Here is a 22819-nt window from a genome sequence, read left to right as displayed (position 1 = left end):
TGGCGCCCTTGCGCATCGGCGAACTGGCCCGGCGGACCGGGGCGTCGGCCCGTGCGCTGCGGCACTACGAGACGGCGGGCCTGATCGCTTCGGCCCGCGCGGCCAACGGGTACCGGGTGTACGAGGAGGGTGCCGTCGCCCGGGTGGCGAACATCCGGTACCTCCTCGCCGCCGGGCTCACCCTGGACGACGTGTCCGCTTTCCGCTCCTGCCTCGACGGGGACGTCTCCGCGGCCCCTCCGTCCGCCCGCGGCCTGGAGATCGCCCGCGAGCGGCTGGCCGTCCTCGACGCCCGGATCGCCGCGCAGACCGCGGCGCGCGACCGCCTCGCGGCGGCCCTCGCGGCGGCTCCGGCACCGGAGGGCGCACCCACCCGACCGCGGTCCTGACCGCACGCCCGGCGCACGCCTGACCGCACGCCCGAGCGCGCTTCCGACCGTGCTCCGGCCGCACTCCCGACCGCCGCGCAGGCCTCGGCGCGGGGCGGCGGTCAGCTCGCGCGCGTCCCGGCCGCCGCGGCGGTCCGTTCGAGGGTGGCGCGCCCGGACGCGACCGCCTCGGCGAGGGTCAGCTCGCCTCCGGCCAGGGCCCGGCAGGTCGCCGTGTCGGTCGCCAGCCGGGCGTCGGGGAGTTCCGCGGCACCGTCGCCGTACGCGCCGTCGCCGTACGCCGTACTGCCGTCGGCACCGATCCGCACGTGGAACTGGCCTTCGTCCAGGCTCACTTGGACGACGCCTTCGCCCAGTTCGGCGAGCGCTCCGAGGAGCGGGACGGCGTACCAGTGGGCGCGGACGGCGTCGGTCGGCCGGGGTTCGCCGAGGTCGGGGGCACCCCAGGCGGCGAGGGCGCGCAGCACGGGCAGCAGGTCCCGGCCGCGCGGGGTGAGTTCGTAGACGTACGCCGAGGCGGGCGGGGGCAGCCTGCGCCGGGTGACGAGTTCGGCGCCCTCCATGTCCTTGAGGCGGCCGGCGAGCATGTCGGTGCTGACGCCGGGCAGATCGGCGTGGAGGTCGGTGTAGCGGCGCGGCCCGGCGAGGAGTTCGCGGACGACGAGCAGGGTCCAGCGGTCGCCGACGAGGTCGAGGGCGCGCGCGGCGGCGCAGTGCTGGTCGTAGCTGCGGCGGCGTGGCTGACGTGGCATGCGACGCAGTCTAGACATGTTGTTGGACTTTCCAAGCTCGAACTTGGTAAAACCAAGCAACACGAAACCGACGGGGACCTTGGGGAGATCCGACATGGAGTTCCGGCAGTCGAGCAAACTGAACGAGGTCTGCTACGAGATCCGCGGCCCGGTGATCGAGCACGCCAACGCGCTGGAGGAGGCGGGCCACAGCGTCCTGCGCCTGAACACCGGCAACCCGGCGCTCTTCGGCTTCGAGGCTCCGGAGGAGATCGTCCAGGACATGATCCGGATGCTCCCCAAGGCCCACGGCTACACCGACTCCCGCGGCATCCTCTCCGCCCGCCGCGCGGTCGCCCAGCGCTACCAGTCCATGGGCCTGCCCGACGTGGACGTCGACGACGTCTTCCTCGGCAACGGCGTGTCCGAGCTGATCTCGATGGCCGTCCAGGCCCTCCTGGAGGACGGCGACGAGGTCCTCGTACCCGCTCCGGACTACCCGCTGTGGACGGCGGTGACCACGCTCGCGGGCGGCAGGCCCGTGCACTACCTGTGCGACGAGGCCGCCGACTGGTACCCGGACCTCGGCGACATGGCGTCGAAGATCACCGACCGCACCAAGGCGATCGTCGTCATCAACCCGAACAACCCCACCGGTGCCGTCTACCCGAAGGAGGTCCTGGACGGCATCTTCGAACTCGCCCGGCGCCACGGCCTGATGGTCCTCGCCGACGAGATCTACGACCAGATCGTCTACGACGGCGCCGTCCACCACCCGGCCGCCTCCCTCGCCCCCGACCTGGTCGTCCTCACCTTCGGCGGGCTCTCCAAGACCTACCGGGTGGCGGGCTTCCGCTCCGGCTGGCTGGTCGTCAGCGGCCCCAAGCAGCACGCCAGGAACTACCTGGAGGGCCTCACCATGCTGGCCTCCATGCGGCTCTGCCCCAACGCCCCCGCCCAGTACGCCATCCAGGCCGCGCTCGGCGGCCGGCAGTCGATCCACGAGCTGACCGCACCGGGCGGCCGGCTGCGCGAACAGCGCGACCGCGCCTGGGAGAAGCTCAACGAGATCCCCGGCGTCTCGTGCGTGAAGCCGAAGGGAGCGCTGTACGCCTTCCCGCGACTCGACCCCGCCGTGCACCGGATCCACGACGACGAGAAGTTCGTCCTCGACCTGCTCCTGCGGGAGAAGATCCAGGTCGTCCAGGGCACCGGCTTCAACTGGCCGCGCCCGGACCACTTCCGCATCCTGACCCTGCCGTACGCCGACGACCTGGACGCCGCGATCAGCCGCATCGGCCGCTTCCTGAGCAGCTACCGGCAGTGACGCCCGGCCCCTCGGACTGTCATGATCTACGGGTCTGCAGGCCGAGGGAATCGGGAGGGCGGCCGGTCATGGATGCGGCGCTGATAGCCGTGGCGGGAACCCTGTTGGGTGTCGTCTTCACCCACTGGTTCCAGGGGAGGGCCACCGAGCGCACGGCCGCGCTCGCGCGCACCGAGCAGCTCAGGCAGGAACGGATCGCGACCTACAGCGCCTTCGCGGGCGCGGTCGTCGACTACCGGCACAGCCAGAACGACCGCTGGTTCCGGACGCTCCAACAGCCCGGCTCCGAGGAGGCGGAGGAGTCCCGGCACGCCTCCTACCGGCAGCGCACCGCCGCCCGGCAGGCCCTCTTCCGCGTCCAGCTGGTGTGCGACGACCCGGAGGTCCGCCGGCTGGCCGAGGCGGCCTTCGTCGACTCCCACTGCATGCACGAGGCCGTCGACGAGGCGGACCGCGCCCGCCGCTCGGAGCAGGCGAAGGAAGCACTCGCCACGTTCATCGCCGCCGCCGCGCCCGGCGTCCGCTGAGCGGGTACCGGAGGGAGGACCGGCCATGGACCTCGTGGCACCCGTCGTCGTCGAACCGCTCAAGCGCCGCCGCTGCTCGGAGTGCCGGCAGGGACCGCTGGAGCGGATGATCGTCGAGTTCAACGCGCCGGTCTGCCTGGACTGCGCCGACCTCGGCCACCTGGTCTTCCTCCGCCGCGGCGACACGGCCCTCACCCGGCGCGCCCGCGAGGGCAGCGGCCTCTGGGCCGTGGTCGTCCGCCACAACCGGCGCCGCACGCGGTACGAGCGCCAGGGCCTGCTCGTCGAGGAGGCCGCGCTCGCCCGGGCGGAGCTCGCCTGCCTGGCGGACGCCGACGCGCGGGCCCGGCGGCGGGCCCGGGACGCGGTACGGCGCGCGGCGCGCGACGCCGAGGTCACCGCGCTCCTCGGCGCGGAGATCCGGCGCCTCTTCCCGTCCTGCCCGGAGGACCGCGTCACGGAGATCGCCGTCCACGCGTCGGCGAAGGGCAGCGGACGGGTCGGGCGCACGGCCGCGGGCCGCTCGCTCGACCGCGGCGCCGTCACCGCCGCGGTGCGCGCGTCCGTACGGCACGTCGACACCCCGTACGACACCCTGCTGATGCAGGGGGTTCCCCGGCACCAGGCCCGGACGAGGGTCGCTCCCGCCATCGAGGCGGTGCTCCGGGCCTGGCGTCGCGGCGACGGGGACGCGCGCGCCCGGGGACGCGGCTGACGGCTCGGGTGTCAGCGCGCGGCGGCCGGACCGTGGGGAGCGGACCCTCAGGCCTGGTCCGCGGACCGGCGCGCGCGACGGTACAGCAGGGCGCCGCCGAGCAGCAGCGCGGCGCTCGCGGGGGCGGCGTACCCGATGGTGTCCGCACCGGTGGAGGCCAGCGCCACCGAACTCGTCTCCCCCTGCGGCGCCGGGGCGGGGGCCTCGGTCTCGGCCTGCGGGACCGGCACGTTCCGGACGGGGGTCTGCGGGCGCGGCGTCGGGACCTCGATCGGCTGCGCGGGCTTGCCGGGGCCGTTGACCGAGGTGTTGCCGAAGACCGGGTTGCCGATGCCGACCACGTTGACCGAGTTGCCGCTCAGGTTCACGGGCAGGTCGACGGGGAGCTGCAGGCCGTTCCCGGAGAGGACGCCGGGCGAACCCGTGGCGCTGCCCTCGGCGGTGGAGCCGCCGCCGTTGGAGGAGCCGCCGCCGGAGGAACCGCCGCCGGTGTGCGAGCCGCCGGCCTGCTCCCCGCCGCGCGGGGTGCCGGGCATGTCCTTGTGGGCACGGCCGCCACCCTCGTCCGAGCCGTAACCGTCCGGCGCGGCGGAGTGGTTGGCACAGCGGTTCCCGAAGGCCGGGTTGAGCAGTCCGACGACGTTGACCGTGTTCCCGCAGACGTTGACCGGCACGTGCACCGGCAGCTGAACCGCGTTGCCGGAGCCGACGCCCGGCGAACCGACCGCGGCGCCCTGCGCGCCGGAGTCGGCGTGCGCGGCGCCCGCCGAGAGCGCGAGCGCCCCACCCGTGACCAACAGTGTGGCCAGACCACTTCGGCGAATCTGCCTCATGGCTTCCTGCCTTCCGGAGGTGTACACGGGCGAGTGCCCGTACCGGAATCAACGCGACAAACGGGTGTGCCGGATCCGGCCGTTGACGGGTTTCACTCCATCGAGTGTGATTCCGTCCACGTGTCCGATCATCGCCCGAGCAGGTCGGTGAGGGTCCCGACCGGGTCAGGGTCGGGGGCGCCGCGCGGCCACCAGTCCTCGCGGCCGGCGTCCGACTCGTAGCCGTACCAGAGGCCGTCCCTGCCCAGGCGGAGCTGCAAGAACTCGGTGGAGAGCCGGTTGCGCCAGGGGCGGAAGGCGGGGAAGTCGGCGGCGAGCAGCGCGGGTCTGGCGCGGTCGAACGGGCCGGCCGGCGGGTCCCACGGCTCCTCCAGGACGACGAGCCCCGCGGCGCCGCCCTGCCGCCAGGCCGCGACGGCGCGCGCCAGGTCGGTGGGGGTGCGGTCGAGCGCGTGCGCCAGGTCGCGGTAGAGCGCCCGGGTCGAGGCGGTGAGCCCGGAACCGGGGTGCGCGGCGGCCAGCCGGACCGCGTCCTGCCAGGGGGTGAGCGCGGCGACCGGGTCGTGGCCGGTGGCGAGGAAGACGTGGGCGCGGGCGGCTGCCTCGGTGGCGAGGAGGTCGAGGGCGAGCGGGTCGGGGGCGTGCGGGTCCGGCGGGAAGACGGCCGGGCGGCCGGGCCGGTCCGGGACCGGCAGTTCGGGCGGCAGCGGCGGCAGCCCGGCGTCCGGGGCGAGCACGGTCCGGGCGAGGACCGTGGGCATCGGCGGCGCGGCGGCGGAGGTCTCGGCGGCGGACACCGCCGCGTTGCGCCGGGTGAGTTCGGCGAGCAGCTCCTGCTCGCCGCGGCCGCGCATCAGGAAGAGGACGAACGGGTCCTCGTCGAGGAGCCGGGCCGCCTGGTAGCAGAGGGCGGCGGCGTGCTTGCAGGGGTAACCGTCGTCGGGGCAGGAGCAGTCGGGGACGAGGTCCCCCGGCGCGGGCAGCAGTCCGGCGACCGCCTCCAGGGCGTGCGGAACGTCCTTGTCGAGGAGGGCCGCGATGTGGTCGGGGCGGGCGGTGGCCTCGTCGAGGAACCGCTCCCAGCCGTCGTCGCCGAGCGTCCGCATCCGGATCTCGGTGCGGTACGGGCGGGGCCGGCTGCCGTGGACGTAGGCGACGACCCGGCCGGGGGTGACCGTGATCGCGTCGACGTGTCCGCGCCCGGCGTAGGCCTTGCCGCGGGAGAGGCGGGCCGCGTCGAGCGCGGTGTCCTCCAGTGCGTCGACCCAGGCGTTCCCCCACCAGGTGGCGGCGAACCCGCCGTCGGGCGCCGCGCGGGGTGCGAGCTGCGGGAAGCTGCGGCGGCGGTCGTCGTGGCGGGGGGCGGCTCCGCGCGCGCCCCGTGCGTGGTTCACGCGGGTCTCCTCAGGGACACCAGGTCGGCCAGTTCGCGGTCGGTCAGTTCGGTGAGGGCGGCCTCGCCGGAGCCGAGGACGGCGTCGGCCAGGGCCCGCTTGGCGCGGAGCATCTCGGCGATGCGGTCCTCGACCGTGCCCTCGGCGACGAGCCGGTGCACCTGCACCGGCTGGGTCTGCCCGATGCGGTAGGCGCGGTCGGTCGCCTGCTCCTCGACGGCCGGGTTCCACCAGCGGTCGTAGTGCACGACGTGGCCGGCCCGGGTGAGGTTGAGGCCGGTGCCCGCGGCCTTGAGGGAGAGCAGGAAGACGGGGACCTCGCCGGCCTGGAAGCGGTCGACCATCCGCTCCCGCTCGGCCACCGGGGTTCCGCCGTGCAGCAGTTGGGCCGGGATGCCCCGTGCGGCCAGGTGGTCGGCGAGGAGCCGCGCCATCGACACGTACTGGGTGAAGACGAGCACGGAGCCGTCCTCGGCGAGGATCGTGTCGAGGAGTTCGTCGAGCAGGGCGAGCTTCCCCGAGCGGCCGGCGAGCCGGGCCGTGCCGCTGCCGCGCGGGGCCTGCTCCTTGAGGTACTGGGCGGGGTGGTTGCAGATCTGCTTGAGGGAGGTCAGCAGCTTCATGACGAGGCCTCGGCGGGCCATGCCCTCGGCCTCCTCGATCTGCGCCATGGTCTCGCGGACGACCGCCTCGTACAGCGAGGCCTGCTCACGGGTGAGGGCGACGGGGTGGTCGGACTCCGTCTTGGGCGGGAGTTCGGGCACGATGCCGGGATCGGACTTGCGGCGGCGCAGGAGGAAGGGCCGCACGAGCCGGGCGAGCCGCTCGACGGCCTCCTCGTGCTCGATCTCCTCGTGGTTCTCCACGGCCCTGGCGTGGCGGGCCCGGAAGGCCTTGAGCGGCCCCAGGAGTCCGGGGGTGGTCCAGTCGAGGAGCGCCCAGAGTTCGGAGAGGTTGTTCTCGACCGGAGTGCCGGTCAGCGCGACGCGCGCGGGGGCGGGGATCTCCCGCAGCGCCTTGGCCGTCGCGGAGAACGGGTTCTTGACGTGCTGCGCCTCGTCGGCGACGACCATCCCCCATTCCCGCCCGGCCAGTTCGGCGGCGCTGGTGCGCAGGGTGCCGTAGGTGGTGAGGACGAAGCCGCCCTCGGTTCCGGCGAGGTCGCGGTCGGCGCCGTGGAACCGCCGGACGGGCACGTCGGGGGCGAACTTCCGCACCTCCCGCTGCCAGTTGCCGAGCAGCGAGGCAGGGCAGACGACGAGGGTGGGGGCGCGGCGGGCCCGGCGCAGGTGGAGTGCGATGAGGGTGACGGTCTTGCCGAGGCCCATGTCGTCGGCGAGGCAGCCGCCGAGACCGAGCGAGGTCATCAGGTCGAGCCAGGCGAGGCCGCGCAGCTGGTAGTCGCGCAGGGTGGCGGTGAGGCCGGGCGGGGCCTGGACGTCCTCGGGGCCGGCGAGCAGCCGGTCGCGGAGGGCGGCGAGCGCGCCGACCGGGACGGCGGGGACGGTCTCGCCGTCGACCTCGGCGGTGCCGGTGAGCGCGACGGACAGGGCGTCGACCGGTTCGAGCAGGCCGAGTTCCCGCTTGCGGGCCTTGCGGACGAGGGCGGGGTCGACGACGACCCACTGGTCGCGGAGGCGCACGATGGGCCGGTGGGACTCGGCGAGCAGGTCCATCTCGCGCTCGGTGAGCGGATCGCCGTCGAGGGCGAGCTGCCAGTTGAAGCGCAGGAGCTCCTCGCTGTCGAAGAAGGAGGTGCCGTCGGTCGCGGAGCCGGGCGCGGCGAGGGCCGGCCGGACGACGGCGGAGGCGCTGAGCGAGCGGGCGAGCTCGCGCGGCCAGTGGAGGGCGACCCCGGCATCGGCGAGCCGGGCGGCGGCCGGGCCCAGCAGCTCGTACAGCTCGTTCTCGGTCACCGCGAGGACGTCGGGCACGTCCCGCTCCATGAGGCGGGCGAGCGGGGACCAGACGCGGGCGGCCCGGCGCAGCGCGAGGACGGCGTCGATGCGGGCGCGGGCACCGAAGTGCTCGCCGTCGCCCGCCCACAGGTCGGTGGCGTCGATCACGAGGGTGGGGTCGGCGAGGCTGTGGATCTGGAGGATCGCGGCGGCCGCGTGCCGCTCGTCGCCGTCCTCGCCGGCCGCGATGTCGAAGAGCTCGTACCCCGAGAAGTCCAGGCGGAGCGAGACGCGCACGCCCGCGTCCATCCCGGCCGCCGCCTCGGCCGCCCAGGCACGCGCGCGGGGCAGGTGCTGGGGCGCGCGGGCCGCGAACGGCGCCCCGACCGCGTGGGCGGCGGCCGGGGTGCGGGGCAGGGTGTCGGCGACCGCGTCGAGGAAGGCGCGCACGAGGGCCTCCGGCTCGGGCAGCCTCAGCGCGCCGCGCCCGGGGACGGGCACGGCGTACGCCTCGTACGGCAGGGCCGCCGCGACGGCCCGCAGATGGGCGATGTCGTCGGCGTCCAGCGGGCCGGCCCGCCAGGCGTCCAGGTCGTCCGCGGTGAGTCCCGGCAGGAGTCTGCCGCGGGCGGCCAGGTGCAGGGCGTGCAGGGCGGCGGCGCCCCAGCCGGCGGTGGCGGGGTGGGCCGCCGGATGGTGCCGGGCCACCACGAGATGGGGCAGGGCGGCCTCGATCGGCAGGGTGACCGCGGGCACGGCCCTCCCCCGGGCACCGCCGCCGTGCCGGCGGGCGACGGTCAGCTCGACGCGCTCGGCGCCGCTCTCCGCGGCCTCGGGCGGCGCGCCGCCGTCCGGCGCCCAGAAGGCGATCCGGCCCTCGCGGGGAAGTGCCGCCGGCAGGAAGACGGCGGCACTGGTCGCCCAGCTGTGTGCCACGGCTCTGCCCTCCTCCCGCTGCGCGTCGCGATCCCTACCGGACCTCCGACCTTACGGGTGGGGTCTGACAACGACCGTCGGGTGGTTCCCCCAGGCGGCCCAACAGCGGATGACAGCGGGCGCGGTGGGCGGCATGGTGGCCTGAAAGGACCCGAAAGAAGAGGATTCCGCCATGTCCGTTCGCCGGCGTCTCACGACCGCCACCGGGGCCGTGCTGCTCACTCTCGCCGTCGCCGGCTGCTCGGGCCTCGACCGCACCGCCGTGGGCACCCTCTCGTACGAGACGGAACGGGAGCTGCTGGTGACCGTGACGAGCCCCTCGGTGAACGGCTGCCACAAGATGGCGCCGTCCGGTGTGACCAAGGTGGAGAACAACACGCTGGTCGACATCATGCTCTACCGCACCCGTGACTGCCAGGGCCCGTCCATCTACCTGGCCACCAACCTGAGCGACTCGATCGCGCCGGACACCCTGCCCTGGCGCAGCTACAGCGTCGTCCACTGAGCGGACGAGGACGGCCGGACGAGGATCCGACCGGTCGGGAGTGACGACCGGACGAAAATGACGACCGGACGGAAGCGACGGCCGGACGGAAGCGACGGCCGGACGAGGATTCGGTCGGGCGAAGGCGCCCCGGGGACACCGGGGCGTCGTTCCCTTTCCCCCGCCGCGGGTACATGCTGGTGGTAGCCCTCGGGTACCCGGACGGGGGATGTGACCGTCATGCGGAGCGGCAACGAGCCGGTGACCGCGCGCAGCGCGCTGCGGCTGCGGTTCTGGCTGAGTCTGTGGGGGCTGCTCTGGGGCGCCTTCGGCACGACCGTGTTCGCGCTGGTCGGCCGTCCGGGCTGGGCCGCGGCCTGCGGGGTGCTGCTCCTGGTGGCCACGGTCGACCTGACGATGGTGCTGCACCACCTGCGCCAGGGCCCGCACTGGCAGCCGGGCCGGAACATCCCGCCTTACGAGCCCGATCACGGCGGCCAGGGGCGCTGAACCCGCGCCGTCAGTTCCGGGTGTCGAAGCCCGCGGCGCGGAGGTACTCGGGCTTCGGGTCGAGGGCGGCGGCGAGGCGGAAGTGCCGGGTGGCCTGGGCGGTGTTGCCGGAGCGCTCGAAGGTGCGGGCCAGCGCGAAGTGGGCGAACGCGTTGTCCGGCTCGCGCTCCAGGACCAGCTCGAACTCCAGCTGCGCCGGGCGCAGCTGGGCGGCCGCGAAGAACGCCCGTGCGCGCAGCAGGCGCGCGGCCGTGTTCTCGGGGTGGGCGGCGATCACCGAGTCCAGCAGCTTCACGGCGCCACGGGGGTCCCGCGCGGCCAGCAGGTGCTCGGCGGCGCGGAAGTCGATGACGTGCGTTTCCGGGTTCCTGTCGGCCACGATGGCATCCTTCCCCTCGATCCGGTGGTTGAACACCGGACCCCGTGACCGCATTCCGCCGGGCCCGCGCTACCCGTCCTTCGCGGGGGCGGCGGCCCGGCGCTCCAGTTCGTCCCAGACCTTCCGGACCTGCGGAGCGAGCGCGTCGAGCGGTCCGTCGTTGTCGATCACGAGGTCGGCGACGGCCAGCCGCTGCTCGCGCGTGGCCTGGGCCGCCATCCGGGCCCCGGCCTCGGACTCTGCCATGCCCCGGAACCGTACGAGCCGGTCGAGCTGGGTCTCCGGGGACGCGTCGACGACGACGACCAGGTCGTACAGCGGCGCGAGTCCGTTCTCGGTGAGCAGGGGTACGTCGTGGACGACGACGTCCCCGGCCCCCGCCCGGCTCTCCAGCTCCGCCGACCGGGCCCCGACCAGGGGGTGGACGAGGGCGTTGAGGGTGGCGAGCCGCTCGGGGTCGGCGAACACGATGGAGCCGAGCTTCGGCCGGTCGAGCGTCCCCTCCTCGGTGAGGACGTCCTCCCCGAAGGCCTCCACGACGGCCGCGAGTCCCGGGGTCCCGGGCTCGACGACCTCGCGGGCGATCCGGTCCGCGTCGATCAGCACGGCCCCGTACGAGACGAGCAGCCGTGACACCTCACTCTTGCCGGCGCCGATCCCGCCGGTCAGGCCCACCTTCAGCATGAGCGGCAGCTTAGGGCCTGCCCCGGGACGGCGGTCCCGCGCCCCCGGGCAGGACCCGGATCCCGTCCGGAGGGCAGCACCGAGCAGGGCGGGGATTCCGGACCGGACCTAGGCGTCGCCCTCCCGTTCGGCGAGGAAGCGCTCGAACTCGCGGCCCAGCTCGTCGGCCGACGGCAGCTCGACCGGCTCGGCGACCAGGCTGCCGCGGGTCTCCGCGCCGGCCGCCGCGTCGTACTGGTGCTCAAGGCCCTGCACGAGCGCGACCAGCTCCTCGTCGCCCTCGCCGATCTGGCGGTCGATCTCGGTCTGGGTGCGGCGGGCCTCCGTCCGGAGGGAGTGGGCGACGCCGGGGAGGACGAGGCCGGTGGCGGCGGTGACGGCTTCGAGGGCGGTCAGGGCCGCGTCCGGGTACGGGGAGCGGGCGACGTAGTGCGGGACGTGCGCGGCGACGCCGAGGGTGTCGTGACCGGACTCGGTGAGCCGGTACTCGACGAGGGACTCGGCGCTGCCGGGGACCTGGGCCTCGTCGAAGGGGCTGCGGTGGCCCGGCATGAGGTCGGTGCGGCTGCCGTGCGGGGTGAGCCCGACCGGTCGGGTGTGCGGCACGCCCATGGGGATGCCGTGGAAGTTGACGGAGAGGCGCACGCCGAGCCGCTCGATGACCTGCCGGACGGCGGCGGCGAACCGCTCCCACTCCACGTCGGGCTCGGGACCCGAGAGGACGAGGAAGGGGGCGCCGGTGGCGTCCTGGACGAGGCGGACCTCGATGGACGGAGTCTCGTACGCGGTCCAGCGGTCGCGGCGGAAGGTGAGCAGGGGCCGGCGGGCGCGGTAGTCCACGAGCCGGTCGTGGTCGAAGCGGGCCACCAGCTGGTGCGGAAGCGTGTCGAGGAGGCGGTCGATGATCTGCTCGCCCGTCTCGCCCGCGTCGATGTAGCCGTCGAAGTGGTACAGCATGACCAGCCCGGCCGACTCCTGCGCCAAGGCGAGGTCGACGACAGCCAGGCCCTTCTCGTCCCATTCGTACAAATCCTGGGGATCAAGCACGATTACCGCTCCTCCTCGTGTTCTCTCTGGAAACGCCGTGCGCGGCACGGCCATTCCCGTGCCGGACGATCTTCCGGTGGAGTTCGACGCACGGAGCGGACCCGGCGGGCACTGGTCCAGACCTTGACATGGCCACGGCCTCTCCCTACCGTCTCGGGGCAGCATCGCGTTCAGCATCCCGACCATCGTGCACATACAGGAACACCGTCCCGTTCCCGTCCGGAAGGCCTCCCCCATGCGCACCCGAACGCTGCTCCTCCCCCTGCTCCCGGCGCTCCTCACCATCCCCCTCGCCACCGCGCCCGCCGCGGCCGCCACCGTCGAGGTCGCGACCGCCGCCCAGCTCAAGACGGCACTCGCGGGTGCCCGTCCCGGCGACACCATCCACCTCGCCGACGGCACGTACACCGGCAACTTCAAGGCCACCGTCCCGGGCACCGCCTCGGCCAGGATCACGCTGACCGGCTCCCCGCGCGCGGTGCTCACGGCAGGCGGCGGCTACGGGCTGCACCTCAACGGCGCCTCGTACTGGACGGTCGCGGGGATCACCGTGACCGGCGGGCAGAAGGGGATCATGGCGGACGCCGCGAACGGCGTGGTCATCGACGGGGTCACCGTGCACGACCTGGACATGGAGGGCGTGCACTTCCGCAACTCCAGCAGGAACGGAGTCCTGAGGAACTCGCGGATCTACGACACCGGGAACGACGGGCGCGGCATGGGCGAGGGGGTGTACATCGGCACCGCCAACACCCTCACGGACAAGAGCGACGGCGCGCAGATCCTGAACAACGTCATCGGGCCGGACGTCGGCGGCGAGAGCGTCGACATCAAGGAGGGCACCACCGGGGCGCGGATCGTCGGCAACACCTTCGACGGACGCGGTCTCACCGGCGCCAACTACGACGACTCATGGGTCGACGTGAAGGGCAACGGCGTCCTCGTGGCGGACAACACCGGAGTGAACACGACGAACAACGGCTTCGAGACCCACAGCCAGCAGGGCGGCTGGGGCTGCGGGACGGTCTTCCGCGGCAACCACTCGAACCTCACGGGCGCCACCGGCCCCCAGCGGCTGGCGATCAACGTGACCAACCAGAGCGCCGGCTGTACGACCACGGTGTACGCCTCGAACACGGTGACCGGTGGGAACGGCCTGACGAACATCACCGTCACCCCCTGAAACCGGCGCGGGCCGGAAACGACCGAGGCCCGCTCCCCCGAAGGGGAGCGGGCCTCGATGCGCTAGCGGCTAGCGCTCAGCGGAGAGCCTGTTCAGCTCTGGCCGCCGGCGAGCTTCTCGCGGAGGGCGGCGAGCGCCTCGTCCGACGCCAGGGCGCCGGAGTTGTCGTCCGACTCCGAGGAGTACGAACCACCCGAGATGCCCGCACCGGCGTTGCCGGCGGCCGGGGCGGCAGCACCCTCGGCAGCGGCGGCCTCGTCGGCCTCGCGGGACTTGATGACCTGAGCCTGGTGCTGCTCGAAGCGAGCCTGCGCCTCGGCGTACTGGGTCTCCCAGGCCTCGCGCTGGGTCTCGAAGCCCTCGAGCCAGTCGTTGGTCTCGGGGTCGAAGCCCTCGGGGTAGATGTAGTTGCCCTGGTCGTCGTAGGACGCGGCCATGCCGTACAGGGTCGGGTCGAACTCGACCGAGGCCGGGTCGGCACCGAAGGACTCGTTGGCCTGCTTCAGCGAGAGGCTGATGCGACGACGCTCGAGGTCGATGTCGATGACCTTGACGAAGATCTCGTCGTTGACCTGGACGACCTGCTCCGGGATCTCCACGTGGCGCTCGGCCAGCTCGGAGATGTGGACCAGACCCTCGATGCCCTCGTCCACGCGGACGAACGCACCGAACGGAACCAGCTTGGTGACCTTACCCGGGACGACCTGACCGATCTGGTGCGTACGGGCGAACTGCTGCCACGGGTCCTCCTGCGTCGCCTTCAGCGACAGGGAGACACGCTCGCGGTCCATGTCGACGTCGAGAACCTCGACGGTGACCTCCTGGCCGACCTCGACAACCTCGGACGGGTGGTCGATGTGCTTCCAGGACAGCTCGGAGACGTGCACGAGGCCGTCGACGCCACCCAGGTCCACGAAGGCACCGAAGTTGACGATCGAGGAGACGACGCCGGAGCGGACCTGACCCTTCTGCAGGGTCGTGAGGAAGGTCTGGCGAACCTCGGACTGGGTCTGCTCGAGCCAGGCGCGGCGGGACAGGACCACGTTGTTGCGGTTCTTGTCCAGCTCGATGATCTTCGCCTCGAGCTCCTTGCCCACGTAGGGCTGGAGGTCGCGGACACGACGCATCTCGACGAGGGAGGCCGGCAGGAAGCCACGGAGGCCGATGTCGAGGATGAGACCACCCTTGACGACCTCGATGACGGTACCGGTGACGATGCCGTCCTCTTCCTTGATCTTCTCGATGGTGCCCCAGGCGCGCTCGTACTGGGCGCGCTTCTTCGAGAGGATCAGGCGGCCTTCCTTGTCCTCCTTCTGGAGAACCAGGGCCTCGATCTCGTCGCCGACCTTGACGACCTCGTTCGGGTCGACGTCGTGCTTGATCGAGAGCTCGCGGCTCGGGATGACACCTTCGGTCTTGTAACCGATGTCGAGCAGGACCTCGTCCCGGTCGACCTTCACGATGACGCCGTCGACGATGTCGCCGTCGTTGAAGTACTTGATCGTCTCGTCGATCGCGGCGAGGAAGGCTTCCTCGTTACCGATGTCGTTGACCGCAACCTGCGGGGTGGTGCTGGTGGCGGTGGTCTCGGTGCTGCTCGTCATGTGGGAAAGGGCTCCGGTTACGGACAGAAAGTCGTAGGTACTGCTACGCCGAGAGCCCGTATCGCACCAAGAAGCCGGACAGCCAATGAGGCACCCTTCCCGCGGACGGGGGGAGCCTCGAAAACCGAGGGGACATACAACAGGTACGAGCGCGGCCTGCTCCGTCTGAGGCGCGCAGGCCCGCAGCGCAACCTTTAGCATACGGGGGCAGCCGGACAGGGTCAATGCGCGAAGCGCGCACCCTGGGCAGATCGGTGCAATTCCGGCACGAGTCATGCCTCCCACGCCGCAGCGGCGGGGTCCGCCGCACCGCGGCACTGAGCGCAAACTACATCGACGGGCGAGATGAACCAAGAGTACGAACACGAAGAGGCGGCCGAGGACGAGGCCGAGGCGACCAGGCGTGACGCGGGGGACGCGGAGAGCAGCCGGGCGAGCCGTGGCTGGTGGGACAGGAACGCCGACGAGTACCAGAGCGAGCACGGCTCCTTCCTCGGCGACGACCGGTTCGTGTGGGGTCCCGAGGGGCTCGACGAGGCCGAGGCCGGGCTGCTGGGGCCGGCCGCCTCGCTGAAGGGCCGCGACGTCCTGGAGATCGGCGCGGGCGCCGCGCAGTGCTCGCGGTGGCTGGCGGCGCAGGGGGCGCGGCCGGTCGCGCTCGACCTCTCGCACCGGCAGCTCCAGCACGCGCTGCGGATCGGCGGGGACGTGCCGCTGGTGGAGGCCGACGCCGGGGCGCTGCCCTTCCGGGACGGCTCCTTCGACCTGGCCTGCTCGGCGTACGGCGCGGTGCCGTTCGTCGCAGATCCGGTACGGGTCTTCCGCGAGGTGCGCCGGGTGCTGCGGCCGGGCGGCCGCTGGGTGTTCTCGGTGACGCACCCGATCCGCTGGGCGTTCCCGGACGAACCGGGCCCCGAGGGCCTCTCGGTGGCGGCCTCCTACTTCGACCGGACGCCGTACGTCGAGCAGGACGAGCAGGGGCGGGCCGTGTACGTGGAGCACCACCGGACGATCGGCGACCGGGTGCGCGACGTGGTGGCCGGCGGGTTCACGCTGGTGGACCTGGTCGAGCCGGAGTGGCCGGCGTGGAACGGCCAGGAGTGGGGCGGCTGGTCCCCGCTGCGGGGCAACCTGATCCCGGGGACGGCGATCTTCGTGTGCGAGCGCGCTGAGTAGTGAAGTGAGTGAAGTGGTGGAGTAGCGGCGGAGCGGGGGTGCGGGACCGCGGTAGCGGAGCGGGGTGCGAGACCGCGCGGCGATAGTCGTACCAGTCATATGACCGGGTGGGCCCTGTGGACAACGGGGCCCGCCTCGTCTTCCGCACGTACGAGACTGAACGCGTGATCCGACACGAAGCACTCGACCGCCTCCCCGTCCGCCATGCCGTCCCCGAGCTGCTCGCCGCGCTCGCGGAGCGCGGCACGGCGGTGCTGTCCGCTCCTCCCGGCACCGGCAAGACGACGCTGGTGCCGCTGGCCCTCGCGGGGCTCATAGGGGACGGACCGGGGCGCCGGGTGCTGGTGGCCGAGCCGCGCCGGATGGCGGTGCGGGCGGCGGCGCGGCGGATGGCGTGGCTGCTCGGCGAGGAGGTCGGCGGCGCGGTGGGCTTCTCGGTGCGCGGCGAGCGGCGGACCGGGCCCGCGACCCGGGTCGAGGTGGTGACGACGGGCATCCTGCTCCAGCGGCTCCAGCGCGACCCGGAGCTGGCGGGCGTGGACGTGGTGCTGCTCGACGAGTGCCACGAGCGGCATCTGGACGCCGACACCGCCATGGCCTTCCTGGTGGACGTGCGGGCGACGCTGCGGCCGGAGCTGAAGCTGATCGCGGCCTCGGCGACGAGCGACGCGGAGGCGTGGGCGCGGCTGCTCACGGTGGTGGACGGGACCGGGCCCGCGCCGGTCGTGTGGAGCGAGGGACAGGGGCACGGCCACCAGGTCCGGTTCGCCGCGCCGCCCACCGGGATCAGGCCCGCGCACGGGACCTGGGTGGATCCGGCGCTGCTGCGCCACGTGGCGGCCACCGTGCGGTCGGCGATGGGGCGGCACGAGGGCGACGTCCTCTGCTTCCTGCCGGGCACGGGGGAGATCGCGCGGACGGCGGGGCTGCTCGCCGGTCTGGACGCCGAGGTGCTCCAGCTGCACGGGCGGGCGCCCGCCGCGGTGCAGGACGCGGTGCTGCGGGGCGCCGAGCCGGGCGGGCGGCGGCGGGTGGTGCTCTCGACGTCCGTGGCGGAGTCGAGCCTGACGGTCCCGGGGGTGCGGATCGTGGTGGACTCGGGGCTCGCGCGGGAGCCGCGCATGGACCACGCGCGGGGCCTCGGCTCGCTGGCGACGGTGCCGGTGTCGACGGCCGCGGCGACCCAGCGGGCGGGGCGCTCGGGCCGCGAGGCGTTCGGCGTGGTCTACCGGTGCTGGTCCGAGGCGGAGGACGGCGGCCGGGCCCGCTTCCCCTCTCCCGAGATCAGGATCGCCGACCTGGCGGACTTCGCCCTCAGGGCCGCCTGCTGGGGCGATCCGACGGCGGCGGGGCTGGCGCTGCTCGACTTGCCGCCCGCCGGGGCGATGGCGGCGGCCCGCGCGGTCCTGGAGTCGATCGGGGCCGTGGACGACGGCGGACGGGCCACGCCGCGGGGCGTACGGCTCTCCCGGCTCGGGCTGCACCCGCGGCTGGGGCGTGCCCTCCTCGACGGCGCGGCCGAGGTCGGGGTCCGCCGGGCGGCGGAGGTGGTGGCACTGCTCAGCGAGGAGCCGCCGCGCGAGTACGGGGACGACCTGGCGGCGGCCTGGCGCACGGCCCGCCGGGGGGCCGACGGCTACGGAGCCCGGTGGAAGGCGGAGGCGCGCCGTCTGGAGCGGTCGGCCGGCGAGGCGGCGGACGGGGGCGGCCCGGGGGCCGGCGGGGCCGCGGGCGGGTCCGCCGGGGAGGCCGAGGACGTCGTGGCCGGGCTGGTGACGGCGCTGGCCTTCCCGGAGCGGGTCGCCAGGGCCAGGGAGCAGGGCGGGTACCTGATGGTGTCGGGGAGTGGTGCGCGGCTCGCCGAGGGCTCGGCGCTGCGCACCTCGCCGTGGCTCGCCGTGGCGGTGGCGGACCGTACGGCGCGGGACGCGACGGCGCGGGTGCGGCTCGCGGCCGTGGTCGACGAGTCCGTGGCCCGGCGGGCCGCCGGGCATCTGCGGTCCACGGGCGAGGAGGTCCACTGGGAGGACGGGGACGTGGTGGCGCGCTCGGTGGACCGGCTGGGCGCGGTCGAGCTGACCGTACGGCCGCTGGGGGCTGGGGCCGCGCCCGCCCTCGTCCGGGAGGCGCTGCTCGACGGTCTGCGGCGCGAGGGGCCGGGGCTGCTGCGGTGGGGCCGGGAGGCCGGGGAGCTGCGGGAGCGGCTCGCGTTCCTCCACCGGGAGCTGGGGGAACCGTGGCCCGACGTGGCGGACGGGCCGCTGGTCGACCGGGCCGGGGAGTGGCTGGAGCCGGAGCTGTCGCGGGCGGTGCGCCGCGCCGATCTGGGGCGGATCGACGCGGGCGGGGCGCTGCGGCGGCTGCTGCCGTGGGCCTCGGGCGAGGCGGGCCGGCTCGACGAGCTGGCGCCTGAGCGGATCGAGGTGCCGAGCGGTTCGCGGATCCGGGTCGACTACGGGGGTGAGCGGCCGGTGCTCGCGGTGAAGCTCCAGGAGATGTTCGGCCTCGCCGAGACGCCGCGGGTGGCGGGCGTCCCGGTCCTCGTCCACCTCCTGTCCCCCGCCGGGCGGCCGGCGGCGGTGACGGCGGACCTGGCGTCGTTCTGGCGGGAGGGCTACCGCGCGGTGCGGGCGGAGCTGCGGGGGCGGTACCCGAAGCACCCGTGGCCGGAGGACCCGTCGGGGGCGGAGCCGACCCGGCACACGAGCGCCCGGCTCAGACGGGAGCGGTGACCGGGTCGGCGGCCGGGGATGTCGGGGCGGCGCGGCGGGACCGGGCCTCCAGCCAGAGGGAGAGGGAGAGCAGGGCCAGGGCCAGGAAGGTGAGGGTCCAGGGGCCGTAGGAGACGAGGACCAGGACGGTGAGGCGGTTGGCGGAGACCAGTTCGCCGACGCTCTTCAGGTAGTCCTCGCGCATCTTCACATGGCCCTCGAAGACGGTGAGGGTGTCCCGGCCCATCAGCGCCTTGGCGTTGCGGAGCTCCTCCTTGTGGATCTCCTCGCCGTTGACGGGGGCTCCGGTGACCGGCTCGATCCAGAACATGCGCTTGGTCGTGTACCAGCGGGTGAGGCCCGAGTCGGCGAGGACCTTCGGGGTGATGCCCTTGACCGGCATGGACTTGGGCATGGGGACCTCGGTCCACGGGACGGTCTGCTCGAAGTAGTAGACCTCCATGCCCCGGAAGGTGCGGGTGCCCTTGTAGTGGATGGGGGCCGCGGTGCGGGTCTGGGCGTCGAAGTACTGGTAGTCCCGCTTCTCGGTGAGGAAGGGGAACTTGAACTCGATGCCCTCGCGCCGGACCGGGTCGCCGTCGACGGACTCGCCGGTGGCGTGGACGGGGTCCTGGGTGTGGGCGTCGAAGATGTAGCGCTCGGGGACCTGGGAGACCATCTTGCCGTCGGGGCCGGTGACGTAGGCGAGGGCGTCCCAGACGACGACGTCGCGTCCGGCGTCGCGTTCGATGCGGCGGGACTCCTCCACGTTGCCCTTGAGGGTCTGGATGATCGTGATCTTGTCGACCTTCTCCGCCTGGAGGGTGGAGTAGTTGAGGAGGGTCGCGGGGCGGGCCTCCAGGACGGTCTCCTGGTACTGGTTCGGCGGGATCTTCGCCAGGCGGGGGAAGGCGTACCAGCGGAGGAACGGGGCCGTCCCGGCGCAGAAGACGGCGAGGGCGAGCAGGACGAGGCTGGCTCGGCGGCGCACGGTCGGCCCCTCTACTTCTTGGGGCCGGGATCGGCGGTGAGCAGGGGCTTGGGCGAGGTGGGGCCGTCGGGCGGGAGATCGACCACGGACACGAGGAGGACGAGGAGGAGGACTGGGGCGAGTCCGATGGCGGCGGCGACGAGGGCGCGCATGGTCGGCCTCCCGGGGGCGATCTGATAGGTCGTCAGGGCGGGGGCACCGTAGCAACGCGACCGCGAGATGAGAACACGTTGCACCCGGGTAACGCGGAGCGCCGCCCCGTCGTCCGGTGGGGACGGCGGGGCGGCGCGACGGCGGGCGACCGGAAGGTCAGGCCGTGGGAGAGGCGGAAGGAGAGGCGGTGGCCTCGGGCGAACCCGTCCCGGACGGCGTCGGGTCCGGGGTCGGCTCCTGCGTCGGAGGCGGCGTCGAAGGCGCCTCGACCTTGAGCGCGATGAAGACCTCGCCACCGCCCGGCGTGGTCAGCCGGAGGTAGTACGTGCCCGCCTTGTCGCCCGCGAGCACCGTGCCGGGGGCGAGGGTGAGCAGCCCGTCGACACCGGTGGTGAGGGTGACGGTCCGGACGGCCTCGTCCCCCTGCTTGAAGTACGGGCCCTCGGCGCTCTCCTCGGGGTCCGTGTCCGAGGTGACGATCTGCGCGGTGACGAGCACCCCCGGGGCGAGGGCGCCCTTGTCGGTGGCCTTCACCTTGATCTGCTGCGTGAAGGCGGCGCCGGTCGTGGCCGACAGGGCGTCGTCGCCGACCCGGACGAGGGTGTCCGCCCGGCGCTCCGTGACCGTCGCGGCGAAGTCGGCCGCGGCCAGGGTGCGGCCGACGACGGTGGCGCGCACCGTGAAGGTCCCCGTCCGCTCGCCGGCCCAGAGGGTCGGAGAGGCGGCGAGGCCGGACGCGTTGGTGGTGACGGTGACGGCCTTCGCGCCGCCGGCGAAGTGGGAGTCGGTGGTCCCGACGATCTCGAAGCGGACGCCGACACCGACAACCGGCTTGCCCGTGGCGTCGAGCGCCGCGACCCGGGGCGCGCCCGTGAAGGCGCTGCCCGTGGTCGTGGTCGGCTTCCCGTTGGCCACGATCGTGAGCCGCGTGACCTTCGCGGCCGGCGTGACGGTGGGCGGGGTGACCGGGGGCTTCGTCGGCACGGTCGGCGGCTTGACCTGTCCGGGACGGGTCTCCGACGGCTTCGGCTTCGGGGTGACCGGCGCGGGGGTCGTCGGGTTCGGCGACGGCGGCGCGGTGGGGAGGTTGCCCGGGGTCAGGCCGTCGCTGCGGTCGACCGGGAGGACGCCGGTGCCGTCCGGGACCTGGTGGGTGCCGCGCTGGTAGTACGCCACCCAGGTCATGACCGTGTTCAGGTACTCCGTCGAGCGGTTGTAGCTGAGGATCGCCCGGTCGAGGTCGGCCTTGAGCGCGAGGTTGCGGTCGTTCGCGCAGAGGTAGAGGCCGGCCGCCTGCGCGGCGTCGTAGATGTTGTTCGGGTCCTTCTTGCCGTCGCTGTTGGCGTCCTGGCCCCAGGTCGCCCAGGTCGACGGGATGAACTGCATCGGGCCGACGGCGCGGTCGTGGACCTTGTCGCCGTCGTAGGCACCGCCGTCGGTGTCCGAGATGTTGGCGAAGCCGACGCCGTTGAGGACGGGGCCGAGGATCGGGGAGAGCGTCGTGCCGTTGGCGTCGACCCGGCCTCCGCGCGCCTGCCCGGACTCGACCTTGCCGATGCCGGCGAGCAGCTGCCAGGGCAGGTTGCAGCCGGGATCGGTCGAGCGTATCGACTGCTCGGCCCGCTTGTACGCGGCGAGGACGGACGCGGGTATGCCTGCCTCGGCGGGGCCGGTGATCACGGGCAGGTTGGTGCTCGCGCCGGGCTTGTTCGGCGTGTTCAGCGGCGGCAGTTCGGTGTAGTACGGGGAATCGCCGGTCGCGGAACCTTCACCCGACGGCGGAACGGTGGAGTCACCGGCGCCGATGGCGCGGTCCCCGCCGGTGTTGTCCGCGGGCGGCGATACGGCCTCCGGTGCCTGCGAAGCCGCCAGCGCGGCGACCGCCGCGGCCACCACCACACCGCTGGTCGCCCCCTTGCGCAGCCGGTGGCCGATGTGCGCTGCCATACCCGTGGTCCCCTCCCCGTCGACTCGAGTCCCACGCTCCCCGCGCGTGACCTCTGGCGACCCTATGCCAACTCCCGACCGCCGAACACCGGCCGCTGACCGTGTTTCACGGTTTCGTCACCTCTGCGCCGTCTTACGAACGGCCGCCTTTCGATCGCATGCCACGGAGCGCGGGAACCGACCGGCCGCCCGGGGGCCTCTTGCACTGCGGCCGTTCCTGCTCTCCGGCCGTCACCACCGGAACCGAGGGGACCTCCCGTTGCCGTTCACCCTGAGTCACGCCGCCGCCGTGCTGCCCGGACTGCGTCGGAACGGGACGGGGCGCGGGCCCCTGGTCGCCTCCGCGCTCGTCGCGGGCTCCTTCGCCCCCGACATGACCTACTTCGCCGCCACCGCGGCGCCCGGGGCGATGGATTTCGGGGCGGTCACCCACTCCCCCGTCGGGATCGTCACCGCCGACGTGCTCGTCACCGCCGCGCTCGTGGGCCTCTGGCTGCTCGTCCGCGAGCCGCTCGTGGCGCTGCTGCCCGCCCGGTGGCGCGGACCGGTGTACGGGCTGGTCCGGGGCCGACCCTGGCGGGACCGGCACGCGGCGGCGCTCGTCGGCTGGTTCTTCCTCTCCGCGGTGATCGGCTCGGCGACCCACGTGGCGTGGGACTCCTTCACCCACCTCGACCGCTGGGGCACCAAGGTGATCCCCTTCCTCGGCGAGATCGTGGCCGGGTTCCCCGTCTACCTCTACGCGCAGTACGGGAGTTCGGCGCTCGCCCTCGCCCTGCTGACCTGGTTCGTCGCCCGGGCGCTGCGCTCCGCCGGTCCCGGCGTCGGCCTGCCGGCCCGGGTGCCGGTCCCCGGCCGGCGCGGTCGGCTCGTCGCGGTCGGCCTGATCGGCGGCTGTGTGCTCGCGGGCATCGTCCACCGGGTGCTGCGCTGGGCCGCGTTCTGGGGATGGGACCGGATCGAGACGCCCCTGGACATCATTCCGACGGCCTGTTTCGGGGCCGGCGCGGGGCTCGCCGTAGGGCTCGTGCTGTACGGAGCGGGGGTGCGGCTGCGGGGGGAAGGCTCTGAGCGGTCCCGGGAGCCGTCCCGGGAGCGGGTGCTTGAGGGGGCCCCTGGGGAGGTCCCTGGGGGAGGGGGCCCGGTGGGAGAGGGCCCGGTTCGTCGCGGGGAGCGCCCCCGTCAGGGATCTCGCTGATC

Annotated in this window: 21 protein-coding genes; 10 read left to right on the top strand and 11 right to left on the bottom strand. The window is 73.7% G+C overall.

Going from position 1 to position 22819, the window contains the following annotated elements; genetic code table 11:
- The first annotated feature begins 8 nt into the window (after positions 1 to 8).
- Complete coding sequence (locus tag ACIQFX_RS14275) at positions 9 to 389, top strand: MerR family transcriptional regulator (protein WP_402462851.1); 381 nt, start codon at positions 9 to 11, stop codon at positions 387 to 389.
- A gap of 101 nt (positions 390 to 490) precedes the next feature.
- Here ACIQFX_RS14275 and ACIQFX_RS14270 read toward each other — a convergent pair whose 3' ends face one another.
- Complete coding sequence (locus tag ACIQFX_RS14270; RefSeq protein ID WP_402462375.1) at positions 491 to 1141, bottom strand: winged helix-turn-helix transcriptional regulator; 651 nt, start codon at positions 1139 to 1141, stop codon at positions 491 to 493.
- A 94-nt stretch (positions 1142 to 1235) separates the two neighbouring features.
- Between ACIQFX_RS14270 and ACIQFX_RS14265 the strand changes: the two genes are divergently transcribed.
- The 3 genes from ACIQFX_RS14265 (at position 1236) to ACIQFX_RS14255 (ending at position 3689) form a co-directional block, all read left to right on the top strand.
- Positions 1236 to 2447 carry a pyridoxal phosphate-dependent aminotransferase gene (locus tag ACIQFX_RS14265; RefSeq protein ID WP_402462372.1) on the top strand — a complete coding sequence of 404 codons (1212 nt, stop codon included), beginning with the start codon at positions 1236 to 1238 and terminating at the stop codon, positions 2445 to 2447.
- A gap of 68 nt (positions 2448 to 2515) precedes the next feature.
- Complete coding sequence (locus ACIQFX_RS14260; protein ID WP_402462369.1) at positions 2516 to 2974, top strand: hypothetical protein; 459 nt, start codon at positions 2516 to 2518, stop codon at positions 2972 to 2974.
- 25 nt (positions 2975 to 2999) lie between these two features.
- A complete protein-coding gene (locus ACIQFX_RS14255) occupies positions 3000 to 3689 on the top strand; it encodes a DUF2293 domain-containing protein (protein WP_402462366.1) in 690 nt (229 codons plus the stop codon).
- A 47-nt stretch (positions 3690 to 3736) separates the two neighbouring features.
- Here ACIQFX_RS14255 and ACIQFX_RS14250 read toward each other — a convergent pair whose 3' ends face one another.
- The 3 genes from ACIQFX_RS14250 to ACIQFX_RS14240 all read right to left on the bottom strand — a co-directional run bounded on the left by ACIQFX_RS14250 (position 3737) and on the right by ACIQFX_RS14240 (position 8750).
- Positions 3737 to 4522 carry a chaplin gene (locus ACIQFX_RS14250; protein WP_402462363.1) on the bottom strand — a complete coding sequence of 262 codons (786 nt, stop codon included), beginning with the start codon at positions 4520 to 4522 and terminating at the stop codon, positions 3737 to 3739.
- A gap of 128 nt (positions 4523 to 4650) precedes the next feature.
- Complete coding sequence (locus ACIQFX_RS14245; RefSeq protein WP_402462360.1) at positions 4651 to 5916, bottom strand: SWIM zinc finger family protein; 1266 nt, start codon at positions 5914 to 5916, stop codon at positions 4651 to 4653.
- Complete coding sequence (locus tag ACIQFX_RS14240) at positions 5913 to 8750, bottom strand: DEAD/DEAH box helicase (RefSeq protein WP_402462357.1); 2838 nt, start codon at positions 8748 to 8750, stop codon at positions 5913 to 5915. The genes ACIQFX_RS14245 and ACIQFX_RS14240 overlap by 4 nt, the downstream gene beginning before the upstream one ends.
- A 172-nt stretch (positions 8751 to 8922) precedes the next feature.
- On the opposite strand from ACIQFX_RS14240, the gene ACIQFX_RS14235 reads away from it, so the two are divergent.
- The gene (locus tag ACIQFX_RS14235; RefSeq protein WP_402462355.1) at positions 8923 to 9255 is read left to right on the top strand and encodes a hypothetical protein; all 333 of its coding nucleotides are present in this window, start codon (positions 8923 to 8925) and stop codon (positions 9253 to 9255) included.
- A 219-nt stretch (positions 9256 to 9474) separates the two neighbouring features.
- Positions 9475 to 9744 (top strand): DUF6343 family protein, encoded by a 270-nt coding sequence (locus tag ACIQFX_RS14230; RefSeq protein ID WP_402462352.1) that lies wholly within the window; start codon positions 9475 to 9477, stop codon positions 9742 to 9744.
- Positions 9745 to 9754: 10 nt separating this feature from the next.
- Here ACIQFX_RS14230 and ACIQFX_RS14225 read toward each other — a convergent pair whose 3' ends face one another.
- From ACIQFX_RS14225 to ACIQFX_RS14215, 3 genes are all read right to left on the bottom strand, one after another.
- Entirely contained in the window at positions 9755 to 10123 is a 369-nt protein-coding gene (locus tag ACIQFX_RS14225) for a tetratricopeptide repeat protein (protein WP_402462349.1), read from the bottom strand.
- Between the two features lie 69 nt (positions 10124 to 10192).
- A complete protein-coding gene (coaE, locus tag ACIQFX_RS14220) occupies positions 10193 to 10807 on the bottom strand; it encodes a dephospho-CoA kinase (RefSeq protein ID WP_402462347.1) in 615 nt (204 codons plus the stop codon).
- Between the two features lie 108 nt (positions 10808 to 10915).
- Complete coding sequence (locus ACIQFX_RS14215; protein ID WP_402462343.1) at positions 10916 to 11854, bottom strand: PAC2 family protein; 939 nt, start codon at positions 11852 to 11854, stop codon at positions 10916 to 10918.
- Positions 11855 to 12089: 235 nt separating this feature from the next.
- On the opposite strand from ACIQFX_RS14215, the gene ACIQFX_RS14210 reads away from it, so the two are divergent.
- A complete protein-coding gene (locus tag ACIQFX_RS14210; RefSeq protein ID WP_402462340.1) occupies positions 12090 to 13037 on the top strand; it encodes a right-handed parallel beta-helix repeat-containing protein in 948 nt (315 codons plus the stop codon).
- Between the two features lie 92 nt (positions 13038 to 13129).
- Here the strand turns inward: ACIQFX_RS14210 and rpsA are convergent, their stop codons facing one another.
- The gene (gene rpsA, locus ACIQFX_RS14205; protein WP_015032828.1) at positions 13130 to 14641 is read right to left on the bottom strand and encodes a 30S ribosomal protein S1; all 1512 of its coding nucleotides are present in this window, start codon (positions 14639 to 14641) and stop codon (positions 13130 to 13132) included.
- Positions 14642 to 14986: 345 nt separating this feature from the next.
- Here rpsA and ACIQFX_RS14200 point away from each other — a divergent pair, with 345 nt between their 5' ends.
- Together ACIQFX_RS14200 and hrpB are read left to right on the top strand one after the other, a co-directional pair.
- A complete protein-coding gene (locus ACIQFX_RS14200) occupies positions 14987 to 15817 on the top strand; it encodes a class I SAM-dependent methyltransferase (RefSeq protein ID WP_402462337.1) in 831 nt (276 codons plus the stop codon).
- A 164-nt stretch (positions 15818 to 15981) separates the two neighbouring features.
- Positions 15982 to 18549, top strand: coding sequence for an ATP-dependent helicase HrpB (hrpB, locus tag ACIQFX_RS14195; RefSeq protein ID WP_402462334.1), 2568 nt, complete (start codon positions 15982 to 15984; stop codon positions 18547 to 18549).
- Here hrpB and ACIQFX_RS14190 read toward each other — a convergent pair.
- The 3 genes from ACIQFX_RS14190 to ACIQFX_RS14180 form a co-directional block, all read right to left on the bottom strand.
- Positions 18533 to 19519 (bottom strand): DUF3068 domain-containing protein, encoded by a 987-nt coding sequence (locus ACIQFX_RS14190; RefSeq protein ID WP_402462331.1) that lies wholly within the window; start codon positions 19517 to 19519, stop codon positions 18533 to 18535. The genes hrpB and ACIQFX_RS14190 overlap by 17 nt on opposite strands.
- Before the next feature lie 11 nt (positions 19520 to 19530).
- The gene (locus ACIQFX_RS14185; protein WP_402462328.1) at positions 19531 to 19671 is read right to left on the bottom strand and encodes an SPW_0924 family protein; all 141 of its coding nucleotides are present in this window, start codon (positions 19669 to 19671) and stop codon (positions 19531 to 19533) included.
- Between the two features lie 157 nt (positions 19672 to 19828).
- On the bottom strand, positions 19829 to 21619 hold the full coding sequence (locus ACIQFX_RS14180; RefSeq protein ID WP_402462325.1) for a lytic transglycosylase domain-containing protein: 1791 nt from the start codon (positions 21617 to 21619) through the stop codon (positions 19829 to 19831).
- 259 nt (positions 21620 to 21878) lie between these two features.
- Here ACIQFX_RS14180 and ACIQFX_RS14175 point away from each other — a divergent pair, with 259 nt between their 5' ends.
- The gene (locus ACIQFX_RS14175; protein WP_402462321.1) at positions 21879 to 22817 is read left to right on the top strand and encodes a DUF4184 family protein; all 939 of its coding nucleotides are present in this window, start codon (positions 21879 to 21881) and stop codon (positions 22815 to 22817) included.
- Positions 22818 to 22819 lie beyond the last annotated feature (2 nt).

Origin of the sequence: Streptomyces sp. NPDC093089, assembly GCF_044754405.1 — a bacterium.
Classification (GTDB): domain Bacteria; phylum Actinomycetota; class Actinomycetes; order Streptomycetales; family Streptomycetaceae; genus Streptomyces.
The sequence above is the reverse complement of the archived record's forward strand: the minus strand, read 5'-3'. Positions and strand labels throughout refer to the sequence as shown.

What these genes read in the sequence shown, in the direction of transcription:
- ACIQFX_RS14255 (WP_402462366.1), top strand. Translation starts at nt 3,000, where the DNA reads ATGGACCTCGTGGCACCCGTCGTCGTCGAACCGCTCAAGCGCCGCCGC.
- ACIQFX_RS14185 (WP_402462328.1), bottom strand. Translation starts at nt 19,671, where the DNA reads ATGCGCGCCCTCGTCGCCGCCGCCATCGGACTCGCCCCAGTCCTCCTC.
- ACIQFX_RS14230 (WP_402462352.1), top strand. Translation starts at nt 9,475, where the DNA reads ATGCGGAGCGGCAACGAGCCGGTGACCGCGCGCAGCGCGCTGCGGCTG.
- rpsA (WP_015032828.1), bottom strand. Translation starts at nt 14,641, where the DNA reads ATGACGAGCAGCACCGAGACCACCGCCACCAGCACCACCCCGCAGGTT.
- ACIQFX_RS14250 (WP_402462363.1), bottom strand. Translation starts at nt 4,522, where the DNA reads ATGAGGCAGATTCGCCGAAGTGGTCTGGCCACACTGTTGGTCACGGGT.
- ACIQFX_RS14265 (WP_402462372.1), top strand. Translation starts at nt 1,236, where the DNA reads ATGGAGTTCCGGCAGTCGAGCAAACTGAACGAGGTCTGCTACGAGATC.
- ACIQFX_RS14260 (WP_402462369.1), top strand. Translation starts at nt 2,516, where the DNA reads ATGGATGCGGCGCTGATAGCCGTGGCGGGAACCCTGTTGGGTGTCGTC.
- ACIQFX_RS14200 (WP_402462337.1), top strand. Translation starts at nt 14,987, where the DNA reads ATGAACCAAGAGTACGAACACGAAGAGGCGGCCGAGGACGAGGCCGAG.
- ACIQFX_RS14210 (WP_402462340.1), top strand. Translation starts at nt 12,090, where the DNA reads ATGCGCACCCGAACGCTGCTCCTCCCCCTGCTCCCGGCGCTCCTCACC.
- ACIQFX_RS14180 (WP_402462325.1), bottom strand. Translation starts at nt 21,619, where the DNA reads ATGGCAGCGCACATCGGCCACCGGCTGCGCAAGGGGGCGACCAGCGGT.
- coaE (WP_402462347.1), bottom strand. Translation starts at nt 10,807, where the DNA reads ATGCTGAAGGTGGGCCTGACCGGCGGGATCGGCGCCGGCAAGAGTGAG.
- ACIQFX_RS14235 (WP_402462355.1), top strand. Translation starts at nt 8,923, where the DNA reads ATGTCCGTTCGCCGGCGTCTCACGACCGCCACCGGGGCCGTGCTGCTC.
- ACIQFX_RS14270 (WP_402462375.1), bottom strand. Translation starts at nt 1,141, where the DNA reads ATGCCACGTCAGCCACGCCGCCGCAGCTACGACCAGCACTGCGCCGCC.